Source organism: Citrobacter sp. wls757 (genome assembly GCF_005280935.1).
Classification (GTDB): Bacteria; Pseudomonadota; Gammaproteobacteria; order Enterobacterales; family Enterobacteriaceae; genus Citrobacter; species Citrobacter portucalensis.
Genome location: NZ_SZWU01000039.1, coordinates 1,608 through 18,788 on the forward strand (window position 1 = coordinate 1,608; position 17,181 = coordinate 18,788).

Annotated in this window: 13 protein-coding genes and 1 pseudogene; 7 read left to right on the forward strand and 7 right to left on the reverse strand. The window is 52.8% G+C overall.

The features are described 5' to 3' along the window. Positions 1–2: 2 nt before the first annotated feature. Positions 3–917 carry a ribonucleoside hydrolase RihC gene (rihC, locus tag FDW94_RS10615; RefSeq protein WP_137377556.1) on the forward strand — a complete coding sequence of 305 codons (915 nt, stop codon included), beginning with the start codon at positions 3–5 and terminating at the stop codon, positions 915–917. Here the strand turns inward: rihC and FDW94_RS10620 are convergent, their stop codons facing one another. Beyond that, positions 918–1,826: a LysR family transcriptional regulator gene (locus FDW94_RS10620; RefSeq protein ID WP_137377557.1), complete on the reverse strand. Its 909-nt coding sequence runs from the start codon at positions 1,824–1,826 to the stop codon at positions 918–920. A gap of 92 nt (positions 1,827–1,918) precedes the next feature. Here FDW94_RS10620 and FDW94_RS10625 point away from each other — a divergent pair, with 92 nt between their 5' ends. From FDW94_RS10625 to caiF, 5 genes are all read left to right on the forward strand, one after another. Next, positions 1,919–2,551 (forward strand): alanyl-tRNA editing protein, encoded by a 633-nt coding sequence (locus FDW94_RS10625; RefSeq protein ID WP_137377558.1) that lies wholly within the window; start codon positions 1,919–1,921, stop codon positions 2,549–2,551. A 268-nt stretch (positions 2,552–2,819) separates the two neighbouring features. Next, complete coding sequence (dapB, locus tag FDW94_RS10630; RefSeq protein ID WP_008786159.1) at positions 2,820–3,641, forward strand: 4-hydroxy-tetrahydrodipicolinate reductase; 822 nt, start codon at positions 2,820–2,822, stop codon at positions 3,639–3,641. Positions 3,642–4,096: 455 nt separating this feature from the next. Further along, positions 4,097–5,245 (forward strand): glutamine-hydrolyzing carbamoyl-phosphate synthase small subunit, encoded by a 1,149-nt coding sequence (carA, locus tag FDW94_RS10635; RefSeq protein ID WP_137377559.1) that lies wholly within the window; start codon positions 4,097–4,099, stop codon positions 5,243–5,245. A gap of 17 nt (positions 5,246–5,262) precedes the next feature. After that, positions 5,263–8,487 carry a carbamoyl-phosphate synthase large subunit gene (gene carB, locus FDW94_RS10640; RefSeq protein ID WP_003829707.1) on the forward strand — a complete coding sequence of 1,075 codons (3,225 nt, stop codon included), beginning with the start codon at positions 5,263–5,265 and terminating at the stop codon, positions 8,485–8,487. A 277-nt stretch (positions 8,488–8,764) separates the two neighbouring features. After that, positions 8,765–9,160 (forward strand): carnitine metabolism transcriptional regulator CaiF, encoded by a 396-nt coding sequence (caiF, locus tag FDW94_RS10645; RefSeq protein WP_003829705.1) that lies wholly within the window; start codon positions 8,765–8,767, stop codon positions 9,158–9,160. 76 nt (positions 9,161–9,236) lie between these two features. On the opposite strand, the gene caiE is transcribed toward caiF, so the two are convergent. The 6 genes from caiE to caiT all read right to left on the reverse strand — a co-directional run bounded on the left by caiE (position 9,237) and on the right by caiT (position 16,379). Next, the gene (caiE, locus tag FDW94_RS10650) at positions 9,237–9,833 is read right to left on the reverse strand and encodes a carnitine operon protein CaiE (RefSeq protein ID WP_103285785.1); all 597 of its coding nucleotides are present in this window, start codon (positions 9,831–9,833) and stop codon (positions 9,237–9,239) included. Positions 9,834–9,888: 55 nt separating this feature from the next. After that, positions 9,889–10,674 carry a crotonobetainyl-CoA hydratase gene (gene caiD, locus FDW94_RS10655; RefSeq protein WP_032942338.1) on the reverse strand — a complete coding sequence of 262 codons (786 nt, stop codon included), beginning with the start codon at positions 10,672–10,674 and terminating at the stop codon, positions 9,889–9,891. A gap of 54 nt (positions 10,675–10,728) precedes the next feature. Next, positions 10,729–12,282, reverse strand: coding sequence for a crotonobetaine/carnitine-CoA ligase (gene caiC, locus FDW94_RS10660; protein ID WP_060682769.1), 1,554 nt, complete (start codon positions 12,280–12,282; stop codon positions 10,729–10,731). A 61-nt stretch (positions 12,283–12,343) separates the two neighbouring features. Further along, on the reverse strand, positions 12,344–13,561 hold the full coding sequence (caiB, locus tag FDW94_RS10665; RefSeq protein ID WP_003018901.1) for an L-carnitine CoA-transferase: 1,218 nt from the start codon (positions 13,559–13,561) through the stop codon (positions 12,344–12,346). Between the two features lie 123 nt (positions 13,562–13,684). Beyond that, positions 13,685–14,827 (reverse strand): crotonobetainyl-CoA dehydrogenase, encoded by a 1,143-nt coding sequence (caiA, locus tag FDW94_RS10670; protein ID WP_003018898.1) that lies wholly within the window; start codon positions 14,825–14,827, stop codon positions 13,685–13,687. 34 nt (positions 14,828–14,861) lie between these two features. Then, positions 14,862–16,379: an L-carnitine/gamma-butyrobetaine antiporter gene (gene caiT / locus FDW94_RS10675; RefSeq protein WP_137377560.1), complete on the reverse strand. Its 1,518-nt coding sequence runs from the start codon at positions 16,377–16,379 to the stop codon at positions 14,862–14,864. A 479-nt stretch (positions 16,380–16,858) separates the two neighbouring features. Between caiT and FDW94_RS24090 the strand changes: the two are divergent. After that, positions 16,859–17,181 (forward strand): annotated as a pseudogene (locus FDW94_RS24090) (electron transfer flavoprotein); the annotation flags it as partial.

Sequence of the window (17,181 nt, forward strand, 5' to 3'; positions counted from 1 at the left end):
CCATGCGCTTACCGATCATTCTTGATACCGATCCCGGCATTGATGATGCCGCGGCCATTGCCGCCGCGCTGTTTGCCCCTGAGCTGGATCTGCAACTGATGACCACGGTAGCAGGCAATGTGTCGGTGGAAAAAACCACCCGTAATGCGTTGCAACTGCTGCACTTCTGGAATGCGGATGTTCCGCTGGCGCAGGGAGCATCAATGCCGCTGGTGCGACCGCTGCGTGATGCCGCTTCCGTGCACGGCGAGTCCGGTATGGAAGGGTATGAATTTGTCGAGCACGACCGGCAGGCGATGGCAAAACCCGCCTTCCAGGCGATTCGCGATGCGCTGATGCATGCCCCGCAGCCCGTGACGCTGGTGGCAATTGGCCCGCTGACCAACATTGCGCTGCTGCTGACCCATTATCCTGAATGTGTATTCAACATTCACCGTCTGGTGATTATGGGCGGCTCTGCCGGACGCGGGAACTTCACACCCAACGCCGAGTTTAATATTGCTATCGATCCCGAGGCCGCCGCGAAAGTCTTCCAGAGCGGGCTGGAGATTGTGATGTGTGGGCTGGATGTCACTAATCAGGCTATGCTCGCCCCAGACTATCTGGCGACGTTGCCTCAGCTTAACCAGACGGGAAAAATGCTGCATGCGCTGTTTAGCCATTACCGTAGCGGCAGTATGAATACAGGGTTGCGAATGCACGATCTGTGCGCCATTGCCTGGCTGGTGCGCCCGGAACTGTTTACCCAGCAGCCGTGCTTCGTGGCGGTGGAAACTCAGGGGGAATATACTTCGGGTACTACGGTGGTGGATATTGAAGGGCGTTTGGGGTATCCGGCAAATGCCCAGGTTGCACTGGATCTTGACGTTGAGGGGTTCCAGCAGTGGGTGGCAGAGGTATTTGCCCGCGCGCTGTAATCAGGTGTTGTGCAACGGCACCTTCTCGCTGAGATAATCAATCATCGCCCGCATTCTGGCGGGCATATGTTGATTGCGCGTCCATAGCAGCCACAGTTCCCCGCTGTAGTCGCTGATAAATTCCCATTCTGGCAGTACCTGGACAATCTCGCCATTGGCGAGTGCCTCGCTGGCGGTGAACAGTGGCAGGCTGCCGATTCCCAGATCCTTTTTTACCGCGTCCAGACGTACACCGGTGTGGTTGGCGGCGTAGCGGCCATGAGTCTGAATGGTCTCCATGCGCTCACCGCGTCGAAACTTCCAACGTGAATCCGCAGGTGTCTCGCCAAGACTGATACAGCTATGCTCGCGCAGTGCCTGCGGGTGCTCGGGCGTACCGTGCTTGCGTAAGTATTCGGGGGTTGCGCATATCACATGGCTGACCGGCATCAGCGGTTTCCCGTACAGGCCCGGGGAGGGCGACTGACTGATGCGCAGTGCAAGGTCGACGCCGTCGTCGATTAAATCCATATACCGGTCTTCCAGCCGAAGGCAGACGTCCACTCGCGGGTAGCGCGTAAAGAATTCGGCCATCAGTGGATGAATGACAAATCGCCCCACCGCTTTCGGCACGCTGAGGGTTAGTTGCCCTTGCGCGATGGTTTGTCGACTGCTGCCTGAGTCGACAGCCATTTGTGCCGCATGCAGCATTTCCTGCGCGTGTGCATACACAATTTTGCCCGTTTCGCTGAGCGCCAGCTTGCGCGTCGTACGGTGCAGCAGCTTACTGCCCAACGCCTTCTCGAGGCGTGAAGCGCTGCGGCTAATAGCGGAAGGCGTAGCACCCGAGGCTTTGGCGGCGGCGGAGAAGCTCCCCTGGTCGATAATCAACACAAAGGTGGCAAGGTCGGGAAGAAGATTAGGGTTCATTTGTGCGTACCAGGCAAAGATGCATTGAACCAGCGCAGGATTATCGCCGTCAGTAAAGTGAATATACTCTTCCCATCAATAGGAGAGCAATCATGACTGAACGTCTTTATTACACCAGCGATAACACTGAATGCCAGGCTAACTTACTGAGTTGCTCGGCTGAGCCGGATGGACGGTACGCGGTGGTACTGGATAGAACCCTTTTTCACCCGCAGGGAGGCGGGCAGCCTGCGGATGCGGGCTGGATTGATGGTGAGTGGGTTGAAACAGTCCTCGCGCGCGGTGACGATGTGGTGCACATTGTGGCAAAACCGCTCCTCCCCGGCATCGTGAACCTGCGTGTGGATGTCGCGTTGCGTCAACTGCACGCCCGCCTGCACTCGGCAGGACATCTTATCGGCCTGGCGGGTACAGCGTTTGGCTGGCTCCCGGTGAAAGCACACCATTGGCCCAATGAGGGGCGCATTACTTTCGCCGCCGGTGAAAACGGCACGTTACCGGATACGCTATCGTTGCAGGAGAAAATCAACGCCTGGCAGGCAGACAATCTCGCCAGACAAGTGACATTCACCGACGGGTTGCGGCAGGTTGGATTTGGTCATCTCCTCGCTTATCCCTGCGGAGGGACGCATGTTGCCCATCTCTCTGAGATTGGACCGGTGACGATTACTCAGGTGAAGATGAAAAAAGGGCAAATGATCGTCAACTACACGCTCGTGCCATAAAACCACATTCGCGAAAATATCTACGCAGACTGGCTGGTTTCTGCTCGTATTTCCGTCGTTTTCCCATCATTTTGCGCCATACTGAGTAAGTTTGACTTCTTTCCTGTGCTCCAGCAATGATTCATCCTGCGGGATGAATCATGTCTTTTACTGATATTCCCCTCTGTTTATCATTAAATTCTAATTATGGGTGTTTTCAGCTAGCGGCCTCCGGGCGCGCTGGTTACTCTGAAAACGGTTTACGCAAATTTTATAAAAGAGAATAGCTATGCATGAAGCACAAATCCGTGTCGCCATTGCCGGCGCCGGTGGCCGCATGGGACGGCAGTTAATCCAGGCCGCCATGGCGATGGAAGGTGTTCAATTGGGTGCCGCGTTAGAGCGCGAAGGCTCGTCCTTACTGGGAAGCGATGCCGGAGAATTAGCGGGGGCCGGAAAAACGGGCGTTACCGTGCAAAGCAGCCTTGACGCGGTGAAAGATGATTTCGATGTTTTCATCGATTTTACCCGCCCGGAAGGCACGCTGGCGCATCTGGCGTTTTGCCGCCAGCACGGTAAAGGGATGGTGATTGGCACCACCGGCTTTGACGATGCCGGTAAACAGGCTATTCGTGATGCCGCGCAGGAGATTGCGATTGTTTTCGCCGCGAACTTTAGCGTCGGCGTGAACGTTATGCTTAAGCTGCTGGAGAAGGCGGCGAAAGTGATGGGCGATTACACCGATATTGAGATTATTGAAGCTCACCACCGCCATAAAGTTGATGCGCCGTCAGGCACTGCGCTGGCGATGGGCGAGGCGATTGCCGGGGCGCTGGATAAGGATTTAAAAGAGTGTGCCGTCTATTCGCGTGAAGGTTACACCGGCGAGCGCGTACCGGGCACGATCGGTTTTGCCACGGTGCGGGCGGGGGATATCGTCGGTGAGCATACCGCGATGTTTGCTGATATTGGCGAGCGTATTGAGATCACGCATAAAGCGTCCAGCCGCATGACTTTTGCCAATGGCGCAGTGCGTTCGGCAATTTGGCTAAAATCAAAGTCAAATGGTCTTTTTGACATGAAAGATGTGCTTGATTTACGCAGTTTATAGCTTTCATTACCCTTCGTGATGTGGTTATTGTAATCATAATTATTTGATTACATAGGGCAATATTTTATTGCCCTTTTATTTTTGGCTTCTGAATGTGTTTTTTCTTTTAATTGGTTATTTGTCTATGTTTTGTTGGGTAATTCTGTTATCTCAATGTAAATTTTGACCAAATGGTCCACTTTTTTCTCTCCCGCATTCTGTTTTTACACTCTTTGTCTGCCGCAAGCGTTTTCCACCCTGAGTTAGCTGATCTTTTTGCCTGTTAAATCGTGTGTTTTATCCCAGTGGCGCAAAATAATAATAAAAAAAGCCCTTTTGGGTAGACTTTTGTGTGAGCTATCTCTAGAATGCCGCCGTTTGCCAGAAATCCATAGGTAAGCAAATTTGCATTGATTCATGAGGTGTTAATGAATTAATATGCAAATAAAGTGAGTGAATATTCTCTGGAGGGTGTTTTGATTAAGTCAGCGCTATTGGTTCTGGAAGACGGAACCCAGTTTCACGGTCGGGCCATAGGGGCAACAGGTTCGGCGGTTGGGGAAGTCGTTTTCAATACTTCAATGACCGGTTATCAAGAAATCCTCACTGATCCTTCCTATTCCCGCCAAATCGTCACTCTTACTTATCCTCATATCGGTAATGTCGGCACCAATGAAGCCGATGCAGAATCTTCTCAGGTACATGCGCAAGGCCTGGTCATCCGCGACCTGCCGCTGATTGCCAGCAACTTCCGCGATACTGAAGACCTCTCTTCTTACCTCAAGCGCCATAACATTGTGGCGATTGCTGATATCGATACCCGTAAGCTGACGCGTTTGCTGCGTGAAAAGGGCGCACAGAACGGCTGCATCATCGTGGGAGATAACCCGGATGCGGCGCTGGCACTGGAAAAAGCAAAAGCTTTCCCAGGCCTGAACGGTATGGATCTGGCGAAAGAAGTGACCACCGCGGAGCCTTATAGTTGGACGCAGGGGAGCTGGACGCTAGCCGGTGACCTGCCGGAAGCGAAATCTGCCGATGAAATGCCGTTCCACGTTGTGGCTTACGATTTCGGCGCCAAACGTAACATTCTGCGTATGTTAGCGGACCGCGGCTGCCGCCTGACGGTTGTACCGGCGAAAACCTCAGCAGAAGACGTTCTGAAGATGAATCCGGACGGTATTTTCCTGTCCAACGGCCCTGGCGACCCGGCGCCGTGCGACTACGCAATTACCGCGATTCAGAAATTCCTCGAAACCGATATTCCGGTATTTGGCATCTGCCTCGGCCATCAGCTGCTGGCGCTGGCGAGCGGTGCGAAGACCATTAAGATGAAGTTTGGCCACCACGGCGGTAACCATCCGGTAAAAGATATTGATAACAATACCGTGATGATCACCGCACAGAACCACGGTTTTGCCGTAGATGAAGCCTCCATGCCTGCCAACCTGCGCGTGACCCACAAGTCACTGTTCGACGGCACCTTGCAGGGGATTCATCGTACCGACAAACCGGCGTTCAGCTTCCAGGGGCACCCTGAAGCGAGTCCGGGTCCGCACGACGCTGCACCGTTGTTCGACCACTTTATCGAGTTAATTGAGCAATACCGTCAGTCCGCGAAATAATCAGGAGTAAAAGAGCCATGCCAAAACGTACAGACATAAAAAGTATCCTGATTCTGGGCGCGGGTCCGATTGTTATCGGTCAGGCGTGTGAGTTTGACTATTCCGGCGCGCAGGCGTGTAAAGCCCTGCGTGAAGAGGGTTACCGCGTTATTCTGGTGAACTCCAACCCGGCAACCATCATGACCGACCCGGAAATGGCCGATGCCACTTACATCGAGCCGATTCACTGGGAAGTGGTGCGCAAAATTATTGAGAAAGAACGCCCGGATGCAGTGCTGCCAACCATGGGCGGTCAGACAGCGCTGAACTGTGCGCTGGAACTGGAACGCCAGGGCGTACTGGCTGAGTTCGGCGTGACCATGATTGGCGCAACGGCGGATGCCATTGATAAAGCGGAAGACCGTCGTCGCTTCGATATCGCGATGAAGAAGATTGGTCTCGACACCGCACGTTCAGGCATCGCTCACACCATGGAAGAAGCGCTGGCGGTTGCCGCTGACGTTGGCTTCCCGTGCATTATCCGCCCTAGCTTCACCATGGGCGGCACCGGTGGCGGTATCGCCTACAACCGCGAAGAGTTCGAAGAAATCTGCGAACGCGGTCTGGATCTTTCCCCAACCAACGAGCTGCTGATTGATGAATCACTGATTGGCTGGAAAGAGTACGAGATGGAAGTGGTGCGTGATAAAAACGACAACTGCATCATCGTCTGCTCCATCGAAAACTTCGACGCGATGGGCATCCATACCGGTGACTCCATCACCGTAGCACCTGCCCAGACGCTGACCGACAAAGAATATCAAATCATGCGTAACGCCTCGATGGCGGTACTGCGTGAAATCGGCGTAGAAACCGGCGGCTCTAACGTCCAGTTTGCGGTAAACCCGAAAAACGGTCGCCTGATTGTCATCGAGATGAACCCGCGTGTGTCCCGCTCCTCGGCGCTGGCGTCCAAAGCCACCGGCTTCCCGATTGCGAAAGTTGCCGCCAAGCTGGCCGTAGGTTACACCCTCGACGAACTGATGAACGACATCACCGGCGGCCGTACTCCGGCCTCGTTTGAACCGTCCATCGACTACGTTGTGACGAAAATACCACGCTTCAACTTCGAGAAATTCGTTGGTGCTAACGACCGCCTGACCACGCAGATGAAATCTGTCGGTGAAGTGATGGCGATTGGCCGTACCCAGCAGGAATCGTTGCAGAAAGCGCTGCGCGGTCTGGAAGTGGGCGCGACCGGCTTCGACCCGAAAGTAAGCCTGGACGACCCGGAAGCACTGACTAAAATCCGTCGCGAGCTGAAAGACGCTGGCGCTGAGCGTATCTGGTACATCGCCGATGCCTTCCGTGCTGGCCTGTCCGTCGATGGCGTGTTCAACCTGACCAACATCGACCGCTGGTTCCTGGTGCAGATCGAAGAGCTGGTACGTCTGGAAGAAAAAGTCACCGACCTTGGCATCAACGGACTCGACGCTGACTTCCTGCGCGTACTGAAGCGCAAAGGCTTCGCCGATGCGCGTCTGGCGAAACTGGCCGGCGTTCGCGAAGCGGAAATCCGCAAACTGCGCGACCAGTACAATCTGCACCCGGTCTACAAACGCGTGGATACCTGTGCGGCAGAATTTGCCACCGACACCGCTTACATGTACTCCACCTATGAAGATGAGTGCGAAGCGAACCCGTCCGTTGACCGCGATAAAATCATGGTGCTGGGCGGTGGTCCAAACCGTATCGGTCAGGGTATTGAGTTTGACTACTGCTGCGTACACGCCTCGCTGGCGCTGCGCGAAGACGGTTACGAGACCATCATGGTCAACTGTAACCCGGAAACCGTTTCAACTGATTACGACACCTCTGACCGCCTGTACTTCGAACCGGTCACGCTGGAAGACGTACTGGAAATCGTTCGTATCGAGAAGCCGAAAGGCGTCATCGTACAGTACGGCGGGCAGACCCCGCTGAAGCTGGCGCGTGCGCTGGAAGCGGCAGGTGTACCGGTTATCGGTACCAGCCCGGATGCCATCGACCGCGCGGAAGACCGCGAGCGTTTCCAGCAGGCGGTTGACCGTCTGAAGCTGAAACAACCGGCGAATGCTACCGTAACGGCTATCGAACAGGCTGTTGAGAAGGCGAAAGAGATTGGCTACCCGCTGGTAGTGCGTCCGTCGTATGTTCTCGGTGGTCGCGCGATGGAAATCGTCTACGACGAAGCCGACCTGCGTCGCTACTTCCAGACCGCAGTCAGCGTTTCTAACGATGCGCCGGTACTGCTGGACCGTTTCCTTGACGATGCGGTTGAAGTGGACGTGGACGCTATCTGCGACGGTGAAATGGTGCTGATTGGTGGCATCATGGAGCACATCGAACAGGCGGGCGTGCACTCCGGTGACTCCGCATGTTCTCTGCCTGCTTACACCCTGAGCCAGGAAATTCAGGATGTGATGCGCCAACAGGTGCAGAAACTGGCCTTCGAACTGCAGGTTCGCGGTCTGATGAACGTCCAGTTTGCGGTGAAGAATAACGAAGTTTACCTGATTGAAGTGAACCCGCGTGCGGCACGTACCGTTCCGTTCGTCTCCAAGGCAACTGGTGTACCGCTGGCGAAAGTCGCGGCGCGCGTGATGGCCGGGAAAACGCTGGCACAGCAGGGCGTAACCAAAGAAGTTATCCCGCCGTACTACTCGGTAAAAGAAGTGGTGCTGCCGTTCAACAAATTCCCGGGCGTTGACCCGCTGTTAGGGCCAGAAATGCGCTCTACCGGGGAAGTGATGGGCGTGGGCCGTACCTTCGCGGAAGCGTTCGCCAAGGCACAGCTGGGCAGCAGCTCCACCATGAAAAAACAGGGTCGTGCACTGCTCTCCGTTCGCGAAGGCGATAAAGAGCGCGTGGTTGACCTGGCAGCGAAACTGCTGAAGTTTGGCTTCGAGCTGGATGCGACGCACGGGACCGCGATTGTTCTGGGTGAAGCGGGTATCAATCCACGTCTGGTGAACAAGGTGCATGAAGGTCGTCCGCACATTCAGGACCGTATCAAGAATGGCGAGTACACCTATATCATCAACACCACCGAAGGTCGTCAGGCGATTGAAGACTCCAAGCTTATTCGCCGCAGCGCGCTGCAGTACAAAGTGCATTATGACACTACGCTGAACGGCGGTTTCGCCACAGCGATGGCGTTGAATGCCGATGCCACCGAGAAGGTAACCTCGGTGCAGGAAATGCACGCGCAGATCAAAAAGTAATAAACAAAAGGTCCGGTGAATATTGCTCTAACCGGATCTGTAATATAATTTTGAAAGGGTTTCTGTAAAGAAACCCTTTTTTTGTCTTGCGTAAGGTCATTCCTGGACAAGTCCGTTTCCGTAACCACATTTTCAATGTAATAAGCACGATATTGCTCACACTAATCAACATTCAAGTCGCATACTATCCTTTATATCCACAATTTTAATATGGCTTAGTTTTTATTAATTTGGACAGGCCGTAGCCAGATTTTTAATTTGTGAAAATGGTGTGCTTATGTGTGAAAAATATGTTGAAAGACCGCTTTATTTGTTAATTGCTGACTGGATGATGGCCGAGGATCGTTGGATCACCGCAAAGGAAATTTCCCGCCATTTTGATATCGAGCACTGCAAAGCAATTAATACGCTCTCTTATATTCTGTCGGAAGTGGGAGAAATTGTTTGTGAAGTTAAGATGATCCCTAATCAGATTGCCGGTCGGGGTTGTCAGTGCCAGCGTCTGGTGAAAGTCGTGAGTATTGACTCTCATCTCTACAGCCGACTGAATCACAATTTGCAGGAGAAAAAGGTGAGCATGGCGAAAACGCCACGCCTGTCTGCCGTTCCTCCAACAGAGCTCAACCGTGAGCAGAAATGGCAGATGATGCTCTCCAAGAGTATGCGTCGCTAATAATCAGTTTGCCTGATGGCGGCATAAACGGTGATTGACGCGTAGGCCGGATAAGCGTGAGCGCATCCGGCATCAATTACTGTGCTGATTTGGGTTTTACGTCCGTTGTGCCTTTCAGGCGTGGCCGGTTTTCTTCGACCCGCGTTAAGGGCAGTGTTTCGTGTAGACCTGTGTGGCAGCGAGTTGCAAGATCCTGATACTCTTTGGTGTTTAGCCGTTTCCAGTGCAGTTCCTGGTCCGTGACTTCACGCAATACGCGAGCGGGTGAGCCAACCAGCATCTGCCTTGCCTCTCCCTGAAATCCGGCTTTGACAAAGCTCATGGCGGCGACAATGCTCTCTTCGCCAATTACTGCGCCGTCCATAATGACGCTGTTCATACCGATCAGCGCATCTCTGCCCACCACGCAACCGTGCAGGATTGCGCCATGGCCGATGTGTCCGTTCTCATGCACGATGGTGTCGGTGTCGCAGTAGCCGTGCATGATGCAGCCATCCTGCAAATTAGAACCAGCCTCCAGGATCAAGCGACCATAGTCACCGCGCAATGACGCGTGCGGGCCAATATAAACTCCGGCACCCACTATGACATCGCCAATCAGCACGGCGCTGGGATGGACAAAGGCATCCGGATGTACCACCGGAATCAGGCCCTCAAAGGCGTAGTAGCTCATCGTTTTATCTCGGTTTTATTGCCGGATAAGCGAATCGCTATCCGGCATCGGCACATTAACGACCTTTCCACACCGGGTCGCGTTTTTCGGCAAACGCCTGCGGTCCTTCAAGCGCATCTTCCGAATGCAGTACAGATGGATAGTGCTTCAGCACGCCGCTGCGGATGTAGCGGTAGCCTTCTTCCACCGGCATTTCGCTGGTGGTGCGATAGATCTCTTTCAGTGCGGCGATAGCCAGCGGGGCGCTATTGACCAACTGCTGCGCCAGTTCACGCGCGCTATCCATCAGTTCGCCCTGGCTGACAACGCGGTTGACGATACCCCAACGCAGCGCTTCTTCGGCGCTCATTCGTCTGCCGGTCATCACCATTTCGTTGACGATTGCCGGTGGCAGCAGCTTAGGCAGACGCAGTACGCCGCCGCTGTCAGGCACGATCCCGAGCTTGGCTTCCGGCAGTGCGAAGCTGGCATTTTCCGCGCAGACAATAAAATCCGCTGCCAGCGCCAATTCAAAACCACCGCCAAACGCATAGCCGTTTACCGCAGCGATGACCGGCTTATCGAGATCGAAAATTTCGGTTAAACCGGCGAAGCCGCCTGGGCCAAAATCGGCATCTGGCGCTTCACCTTCAGCTGCTGCTTTTAAATCCCAGCCTGCAGAAAAGAATTTCTCACCGCCGCCGGTGATAATCGCTACGCGTAATTCCGGGTCGTCACGAAAATTAAGAAACGCTTCACCCATGGCAAAGCTGGTTTTGGCGTCAATGGCATTGGCTTTAGGCCGGTCGAGGGTAATTTCCAGGATCGGGCCGTTACGGGTCAGATGTAATGAATCACTCATAGTTCATCTCCAGATAAATAGATTTCCCGGCAGGAGGAGTTCCTGTCGGAAGGGTTATTTCAGATTTTTTTTGATTATTTTTCCTGAACAATTGCGCGGCAGGTCGGTTCTTATCTCCATAAAAGAGGGAACCTTGAATTTCGCCATATTGTTTTCGCAGAAGCTGAAGAACTCGGCTTCGCTTAATGTTTCACCTTCATTAAGGACGATAAACGCTTTAATGGCTTCATCACGGATCGAATCTTTAATACCGACAACCACAATGTCCTGAATTTTGGGATGCGCAGAAATAATATTTTCCAGCTCGACGCAGGAGACATTTTCCCCGCCGCGTTTAATCATGTTGCAGCGCCTGTCGACGAAATAAAAATAGCCATCCTCATCCTGATAGCCCGAATCACCGGTATGTAACCAGCCCTCAGGTTCCAGCGCTTTGGCGGTAGCCTCCGGCTGCGCGTAGTACTCTTTGAAGATTGTTTTGCCCGGCACGCCTTTAATACAGATTTCGCCAATTTCTCCGGCGGGCAGGGGACGGTTGTGATCGTCACGGATTTCGGCTTCATAGCTAAATCCCACGCGGCCAATGGAGGGCCAGCGTCGTTTGTCACCGGGACGGTCGCCGATAATACCGACGATGGTTTCAGTCATACCGTAGGAGGTCAGCAGCCTGACGCCAAAGCGTTCGGTAAAATCGTCTTTTTCCTGCTCGGATAAATTGAGGTAGAACATCACTTCGCGCAGGTGATGCTGTCTGTCGGTTGGTGCAGCGGGCTGCACCATTAGCGTTCTGATCATCATCGGAATGCATTCGGTAACCGTCGCCTTATATCTATGCACCTGATTCCAGAACGCCCTGGCACTGTACTTCTCTAGCAGCACAAAGGTGCTGCCAGCGGAGAATGCGGGCATTGCGGCGGTACACTGACAGTCGATATGAAACGCGGGCATCACCGTCATGTAGACGTCATCATCGCGCAGGGCGATTTGCCAGGCAGAGTAGTAGCCTGCAAAACGCAGGTTGTAGTGGGTAATTACCACCCCTTTAGGCCGCGAGGTGGTGCCTGAGGTAAACAGAATTTCCGCCGTATCGTCAGTGGATAACGCGGGCGTATAGCACAGCGTGGTGGACTGGCGGGATTGCAGTTGGGTAAAGTGACTCACACCGTCGTCAGCCGGAAGCTGTTCGCCAATCAGACAGATATGATTAAGCGGGGTGCTATTTTCCAGTCGTATCTGGCGGTACATAGGATAAAACTGGGCGCTGGTGACCAGCAGACTTACCTGGCTGTTTTGCAGGATCCAGGCACTTTCTTCACCCAGCAAGCGGGCATTAATCGGTACCATGATGGCGCCAATTTTTGCCAGCCCAAACCAGCAAAAAATGAATTCCGGACAGTTATCCAGATGCAATGCGACCTTATCGCCCTTGCGGATCCCTAAGGAATGGAACAGGTTTGCCGTGCGGTTAATCTCTTCATTGAGCGAGGCATAGCTAAACTGCCGAACGATTCCTTCGCAGGATTCGAAAATTAACGCCGTTTTATCTCCGTACACCCCGGCCAGGTCGTCCCACATCTGACGTAAGTTTTGTCCGCCAACGATATCCATATTGCTTTATCCACTGAAATCAGGCGTGAGCGCTAACCATCGAGGGGTCAGCGCATCGCGTTTATTCCTCAACTCTGGCCAGGCCTTTGCCGACCAGCTCATTTATGTCTGCTTCGCTATAACCAATATTTTTCAGAATGGCGGCAGTATCCATGCCATGTGACGGCATGCCACGCCAGATTTTCCCCGGGTTGTTTTTAAATTTCGGCATGATGTTTGGCCCTTTGCAGGTGCGGCCATCCATTGTTTGCCACTGCGTAATCGATTCACGGGCAACGTACTGCGGGTTGCCTTCCAGTTCAGGAATAGTCAGCACCTTCGCGCAGGCGATGTTCAGCTCAGCAAAGCGCGCCTGGACTTCGGCGATGGTGTGCGTTGCCAGCCAGGCGTCCAGTTTCTCTTCCACAAGCGGGCCGTAAGGGCATTCCACACGATGGATAAGCTGGGTGCCTTCCGGGACTTCCGGTGTGCCAAGAATGTGGGCGAGGCCAATATCCTTGAAGCATTCGTTGATTTGCGTGATGCCGACCAGCTCCATGACGATATAGCCATCGGCGCATTTATACAGACCGCAGCCAGCGTAATACGGGTCTTTGCCTTTGGTCATGCGTGGGCAAATTTCGCCGCCGTTGAAGTAATCCATCATGAAATACTGACCCATGCGCAGCATCACTTCGTACATAGCGATATCGATGCTTTCACCTTTACCCGTTTCGCGCACTTTGTGCAGGGCCGCCAGTGCTGCTGTCGTTGCGGTCATCCCGGAGAAGTAATCGGCGGTGTACGGGAAGGCGGGCATTGGCTGATCCACGTCGCCGTTTTGGATCAGATAGCCGCTGAACGCCTGTGCGATGGTGTTATACGCCGGAAGATTGGTGTACTCCTCGGTACCAAACTGGCCAAAGCCTGAAAGGTGGGCGATAACCAGCTTCGGGTTATGTTCCCACAGCACTTCATCGGTAATACCGCGGCGGGCAAAGGCCGGGCCTTTACTGGCTTCAATGAAAATATCGGTGGTTTCCATCAGCTTCAGAAACGCTTCCCGGCCTTCATCTTTGAAAATATTCAGCGACAGGGCGTGCAGGTTACGGCGTGAGAGCTGCGGATAGTTAGGCTGTACGCGGATGGTATCGGCCCATGCGACGTTTTCAATCCAGATAACCTCAGCGCCCCATTCGGCGAACATCTGTCCGGCGAACGGACCGGCAATTTCGATCCCTGAAAAGACAACGCGTACCCCGGAAAGCGGGCCGAAGGCTGGCATTGGTAAATGATTCATCATTTTTCTCCTGGCATTTATGGATGTCCATGTAGGCTGGATAAGGCGCTCGCGCCGCCATCCGGCATTGATTGCCTGATGGCGACGCTAAGGCGTCTTATCAGGCCTACAGGTTGCGTCGTTCTATCGGTATTGCTTGAGTACCGCACGACCTAACGTCAGGATCTGCATTTCGTCAGAACCACCAGAAACACGGTCAACGCGCAGGTCACGCCAGAAACGCGTGATGCGGTGGTTGCCCGCGATACCAACACCTCCCAGTACCTGCATGGCGGTGTCTACCACTTCAAACGCGGCGTTGGCGCAGAAGTATTTACACATTGCCGCGTCACCAGAAGTAATGGTGCCGTTATCCGCTTTCCATGCGGCTTCCAACAGCATGTTTTTCATGGAGTTCAGTTTGATCGCCATGTGTGCGAACTTCTCCTGGATTAGCTGGAAACGGCCGATCGTTTCGCCAAACTGTACGCGTTGGTTGGCGTAGCGCGCGGCGTCTTCAAAAGCGCACATTGCCGTACCGTAGTTGGTCAGCGCGACGAGGAAGCGTTCATGGTCAAACTCTTCTTTCACACGGTTGAAGCCATTACCTTCCCGACCGAACATGTCTTTCTCGTCCAGTTCAACGTCATCAAAGGTGATTTCACAGCAGCTATCCATGCGCAGACCGAGTTTCTCCAGTTTGTTGACCTTGATACCCGCTTTGCTCATGTCAACAAACCACTCGGTATAAACAGGTTTATCCGGTGATGCACCATCTCTCGCCATCACTACGATGTACGGGGTATAGGCGCTACTGGTGATAAAGCACTTACTGCCATTAAGATAAACCTTACCATTTTTGCGTGTATAAGTGGTTTTCAGACTGCCAACATCCGATCCCGCTCCCGGTTCGGTGATAGCAGAGTTCCACATCTGCTTACCGGTCCCCTGGAACGCCATGATTTTATCGATTTGCTCTTGGGTACCTTCACGCAGAAAAGTGTTAAAACCGCCTGGTAATTGGTACAACACGTAAGTCGGTGCGCCAAGACGTCCGAGTTCCATCCAGACGGCGGCAACGGTGACAAAACCGGCTTCCAGCCCGCCGTGTTCTTCCGGGATCAACAGGCTATCGATGCCCATATCCGCCAGCGCTTTTACAAAACGCTCAGGGTAGACGCTGTCGCGATCGCACTCGGCAAAATAAGCTTCCCAGTTCTCACTGGCCATCAGTTCACGAATACCGGCGACAAACAGTTCCTGCTCGTCATTTAAGTTGAAATCCATCTTTCAGCCTCTTGATCAATTGGGTTAATAAGAATTACTTGTCTTTCCAGTGCACTTTGGCGTCTTTAATAAAGGACAGCGTCACCATGATGTTGACGAAGAACAGCGGACATCCCCCGGCGATAATTGCGGTCTGAATAGGCTTCAGCCCACCCAGCGCCAGCAGAACGATGCCGATGACGCCGACCAGAACGGACCAACCGATACGCACCAACAGCGGCGGTTCTTCACCATCACGAACTTCGCGACAGGTGGACATCGCCAGGGTGTAGGAGCAGGCGTTAATCAGCGTGACGGTGGCAATAAAGCAGAGGATAAAGAATCCCCACATGGTGGCGGTGCTGAGCGGTAAAGCAGCCCAGGTTTCGATAATGGCGCGCGCCACGCCGTGTTGTTCAATCAGTTGCGGGATGTTGAGAATGTTGTTATCAATCAGCAGCAGCGTGTTGCTGCCAAGGACGGTCCACAGGATCCAGGTGGAAGCGGTCAGGCCCAGTACCATCCCGAAACACAGTTCACGTACGGTACGACCGCGAGAAATACGTGCCAGGAAGATACTCATCTGGATAGCGTAAATAACCCACCACGCCCAGTAGAAAACAGTCCAGCCCTGCGGGAAGCCGCCTTTGCCGATGGCATCGGTATAGAACAGCATGCGCGGCAGATGCATCAGCAGCATGCCGACCGAGTCGGTGAAGTAGTTCATGATGAAGCTGGCGCCGCTGACGATAAACACCCAGCCGAGCATCAGGAAGCTCAGATAACTACGTACGTCGCTGGCGATCTTGACCCCTTTTTGCAGGCCGCAGGCCACGCAAATGGCGTTCAATATGATCCAGCAGGTAATGATGATGGCGTCGAGTTGCAGCGTATGTGGAATACCGAACAGCCATTGCATACACTCGGTTACCAGCGGGGTAGCGAGACCGAGGCTGGTGCCCATCGCGAAGATCAGCGCCACCAGATAGAAGTTATCGACGATGGTGCCGAACAAGCCCTTAGCATGCTTCTCGCCAACTAACGGTACCAGCGTGGAACTGGGGCGGATAACGTCCATTTTGCGTACAAAGAAGAAGTAGGCGAACGCGACTGAAAGGAAGCTGTAGGTCGCCCACGGCAGCGGTCCCCAGTGGAACAAGCTGTACGCCAGAGCTATCTCTTTTGCGCCAACGGAGTTGGGGGCGAGAGCAAACGGCGGGGTAGAGATATAGTAGTAGATCTCGATGGAACCCCAGAACAGCACCGCGGCGGATGTACAGGAAGCGAACATCATAAAAATCCAGCTGGCGGTACTAAACTCAGGTTTTTCGTCGCCTAATTTCTTTTTCGAATACGGGCCAAAGACCAACCAGAACCAGCCGAAGAGCATGACGACCATATACCATTCGAATGCCCAACCCCAGACGTTGGTGACATAACTGAATACCGCATTAATAACGACGTTAGCGGCATCAAGATCTCTTACTGTTAACCAACAAAGTATCCCAACAATTATTAATGGCGGAAAAAAAACCTTCGGTTCAATTCCCGACTTTCTCTTTTCATTTTTCATAAGTGAATTCCAGTGTGAAAACGAAATTTATTTAGCGTGCCCGTATGTGATCGTTTGTTTATTTATTATTAATGATTTGTTGATAACCTTTTAACCTCTGGGCGCCTCAGTGAGTAACTCATAATGGGTATTCATTTCCGGCTATTCTGTTATCTGCGTCACACTTTCTTATGCTGGTTATTTTGTCTGAAAATACAAATAATTCCCTTATTAATCATAATGTTGATGTTGCTTTTTTAACTTTTTTAAGTGACTGACGTTCAATATTGTTGAACCAGCAAACAATATTGAAAATTTTCGTATTTGACATGTTTCTTTCAATATTGGTGAGGTGCATAACACTATTGAAAGTTACGAATATCAATGTGTGACATTTTCAATATTGGTGATTAATGTTTTATTTCCGAATTAAAGAGCGTGATATCTGTATTTAACACCGCCGATATAAATACGTTTCCTTCATGATTTCTGGAGATGCAATGAAGATAATTACTTGCTACAAATGCGTACCTGATGAGCAGGATATTGCGATTAATAATGCTGATGGAACACTCGATTTCAGCAAAGCAGATGGCAAAATCAGCCAATATGATCTGAATGCGATCGAAGCGGCTTGCCAGTTAAAACAGCAGGTGGGAGAGGCTCAGGTTGTGGCCATGAGCGTCGGCGGCAAAGCGCTGACCAATGCAAAAGGGCGCAAAGATGTGCTCTCCCGTGGCCCTGATGAACTGATTGTTGTCATTGACGATCAATTTGAACAGGCGCTGCCGCAACAAACCGCCACTGCGCTGGCTGCCGCCGC

What these genes read in the sequence shown, in the direction of transcription:
- caiD (WP_032942338.1), bottom strand. Translation starts at nt 10,674, where the DNA reads ATGAGTGATTCATTACATCTGACCCGTAACGGCCCGATCCTGGAAATT.
- caiF (WP_003829705.1), top strand. Translation starts at nt 8,765, where the DNA reads ATGTGTGAAAAATATGTTGAAAGACCGCTTTATTTGTTAATTGCTGAC.
- FDW94_RS10625 (WP_137377558.1), top strand. Translation starts at nt 1,919, where the DNA reads ATGACTGAACGTCTTTATTACACCAGCGATAACACTGAATGCCAGGCT.
- FDW94_RS10620 (WP_137377557.1), bottom strand. Translation starts at nt 1,826, where the DNA reads ATGAACCCTAATCTTCTTCCCGACCTTGCCACCTTTGTGTTGATTATC.
- caiA (WP_003018898.1), bottom strand. Translation starts at nt 14,827, where the DNA reads ATGGATTTCAACTTAAATGACGAGCAGGAACTGTTTGTCGCCGGTATT.
- caiB (WP_003018901.1), bottom strand. Translation starts at nt 13,561, where the DNA reads ATGAATCATTTACCAATGCCAGCCTTCGGCCCGCTTTCCGGGGTACGC.
- carB (WP_003829707.1), top strand. Translation starts at nt 5,263, where the DNA reads ATGCCAAAACGTACAGACATAAAAAGTATCCTGATTCTGGGCGCGGGT.
- caiC (WP_060682769.1), bottom strand. Translation starts at nt 12,282, where the DNA reads ATGGATATCGTTGGCGGACAAAACTTACGTCAGATGTGGGACGACCTG.
- dapB (WP_008786159.1), top strand. Translation starts at nt 2,820, where the DNA reads ATGCATGAAGCACAAATCCGTGTCGCCATTGCCGGCGCCGGTGGCCGC.
- rihC (WP_137377556.1), top strand. Translation starts at nt 3, where the DNA reads ATGCGCTTACCGATCATTCTTGATACCGATCCCGGCATTGATGATGCC.
- caiE (WP_103285785.1), bottom strand. Translation starts at nt 9,833, where the DNA reads ATGAGCTACTACGCCTTTGAGGGCCTGATTCCGGTGGTACATCCGGAT.
- caiT (WP_137377560.1), bottom strand. Translation starts at nt 16,379, where the DNA reads ATGAAAAATGAAAAGAGAAAGTCGGGAATTGAACCGAAGGTTTTTTTT.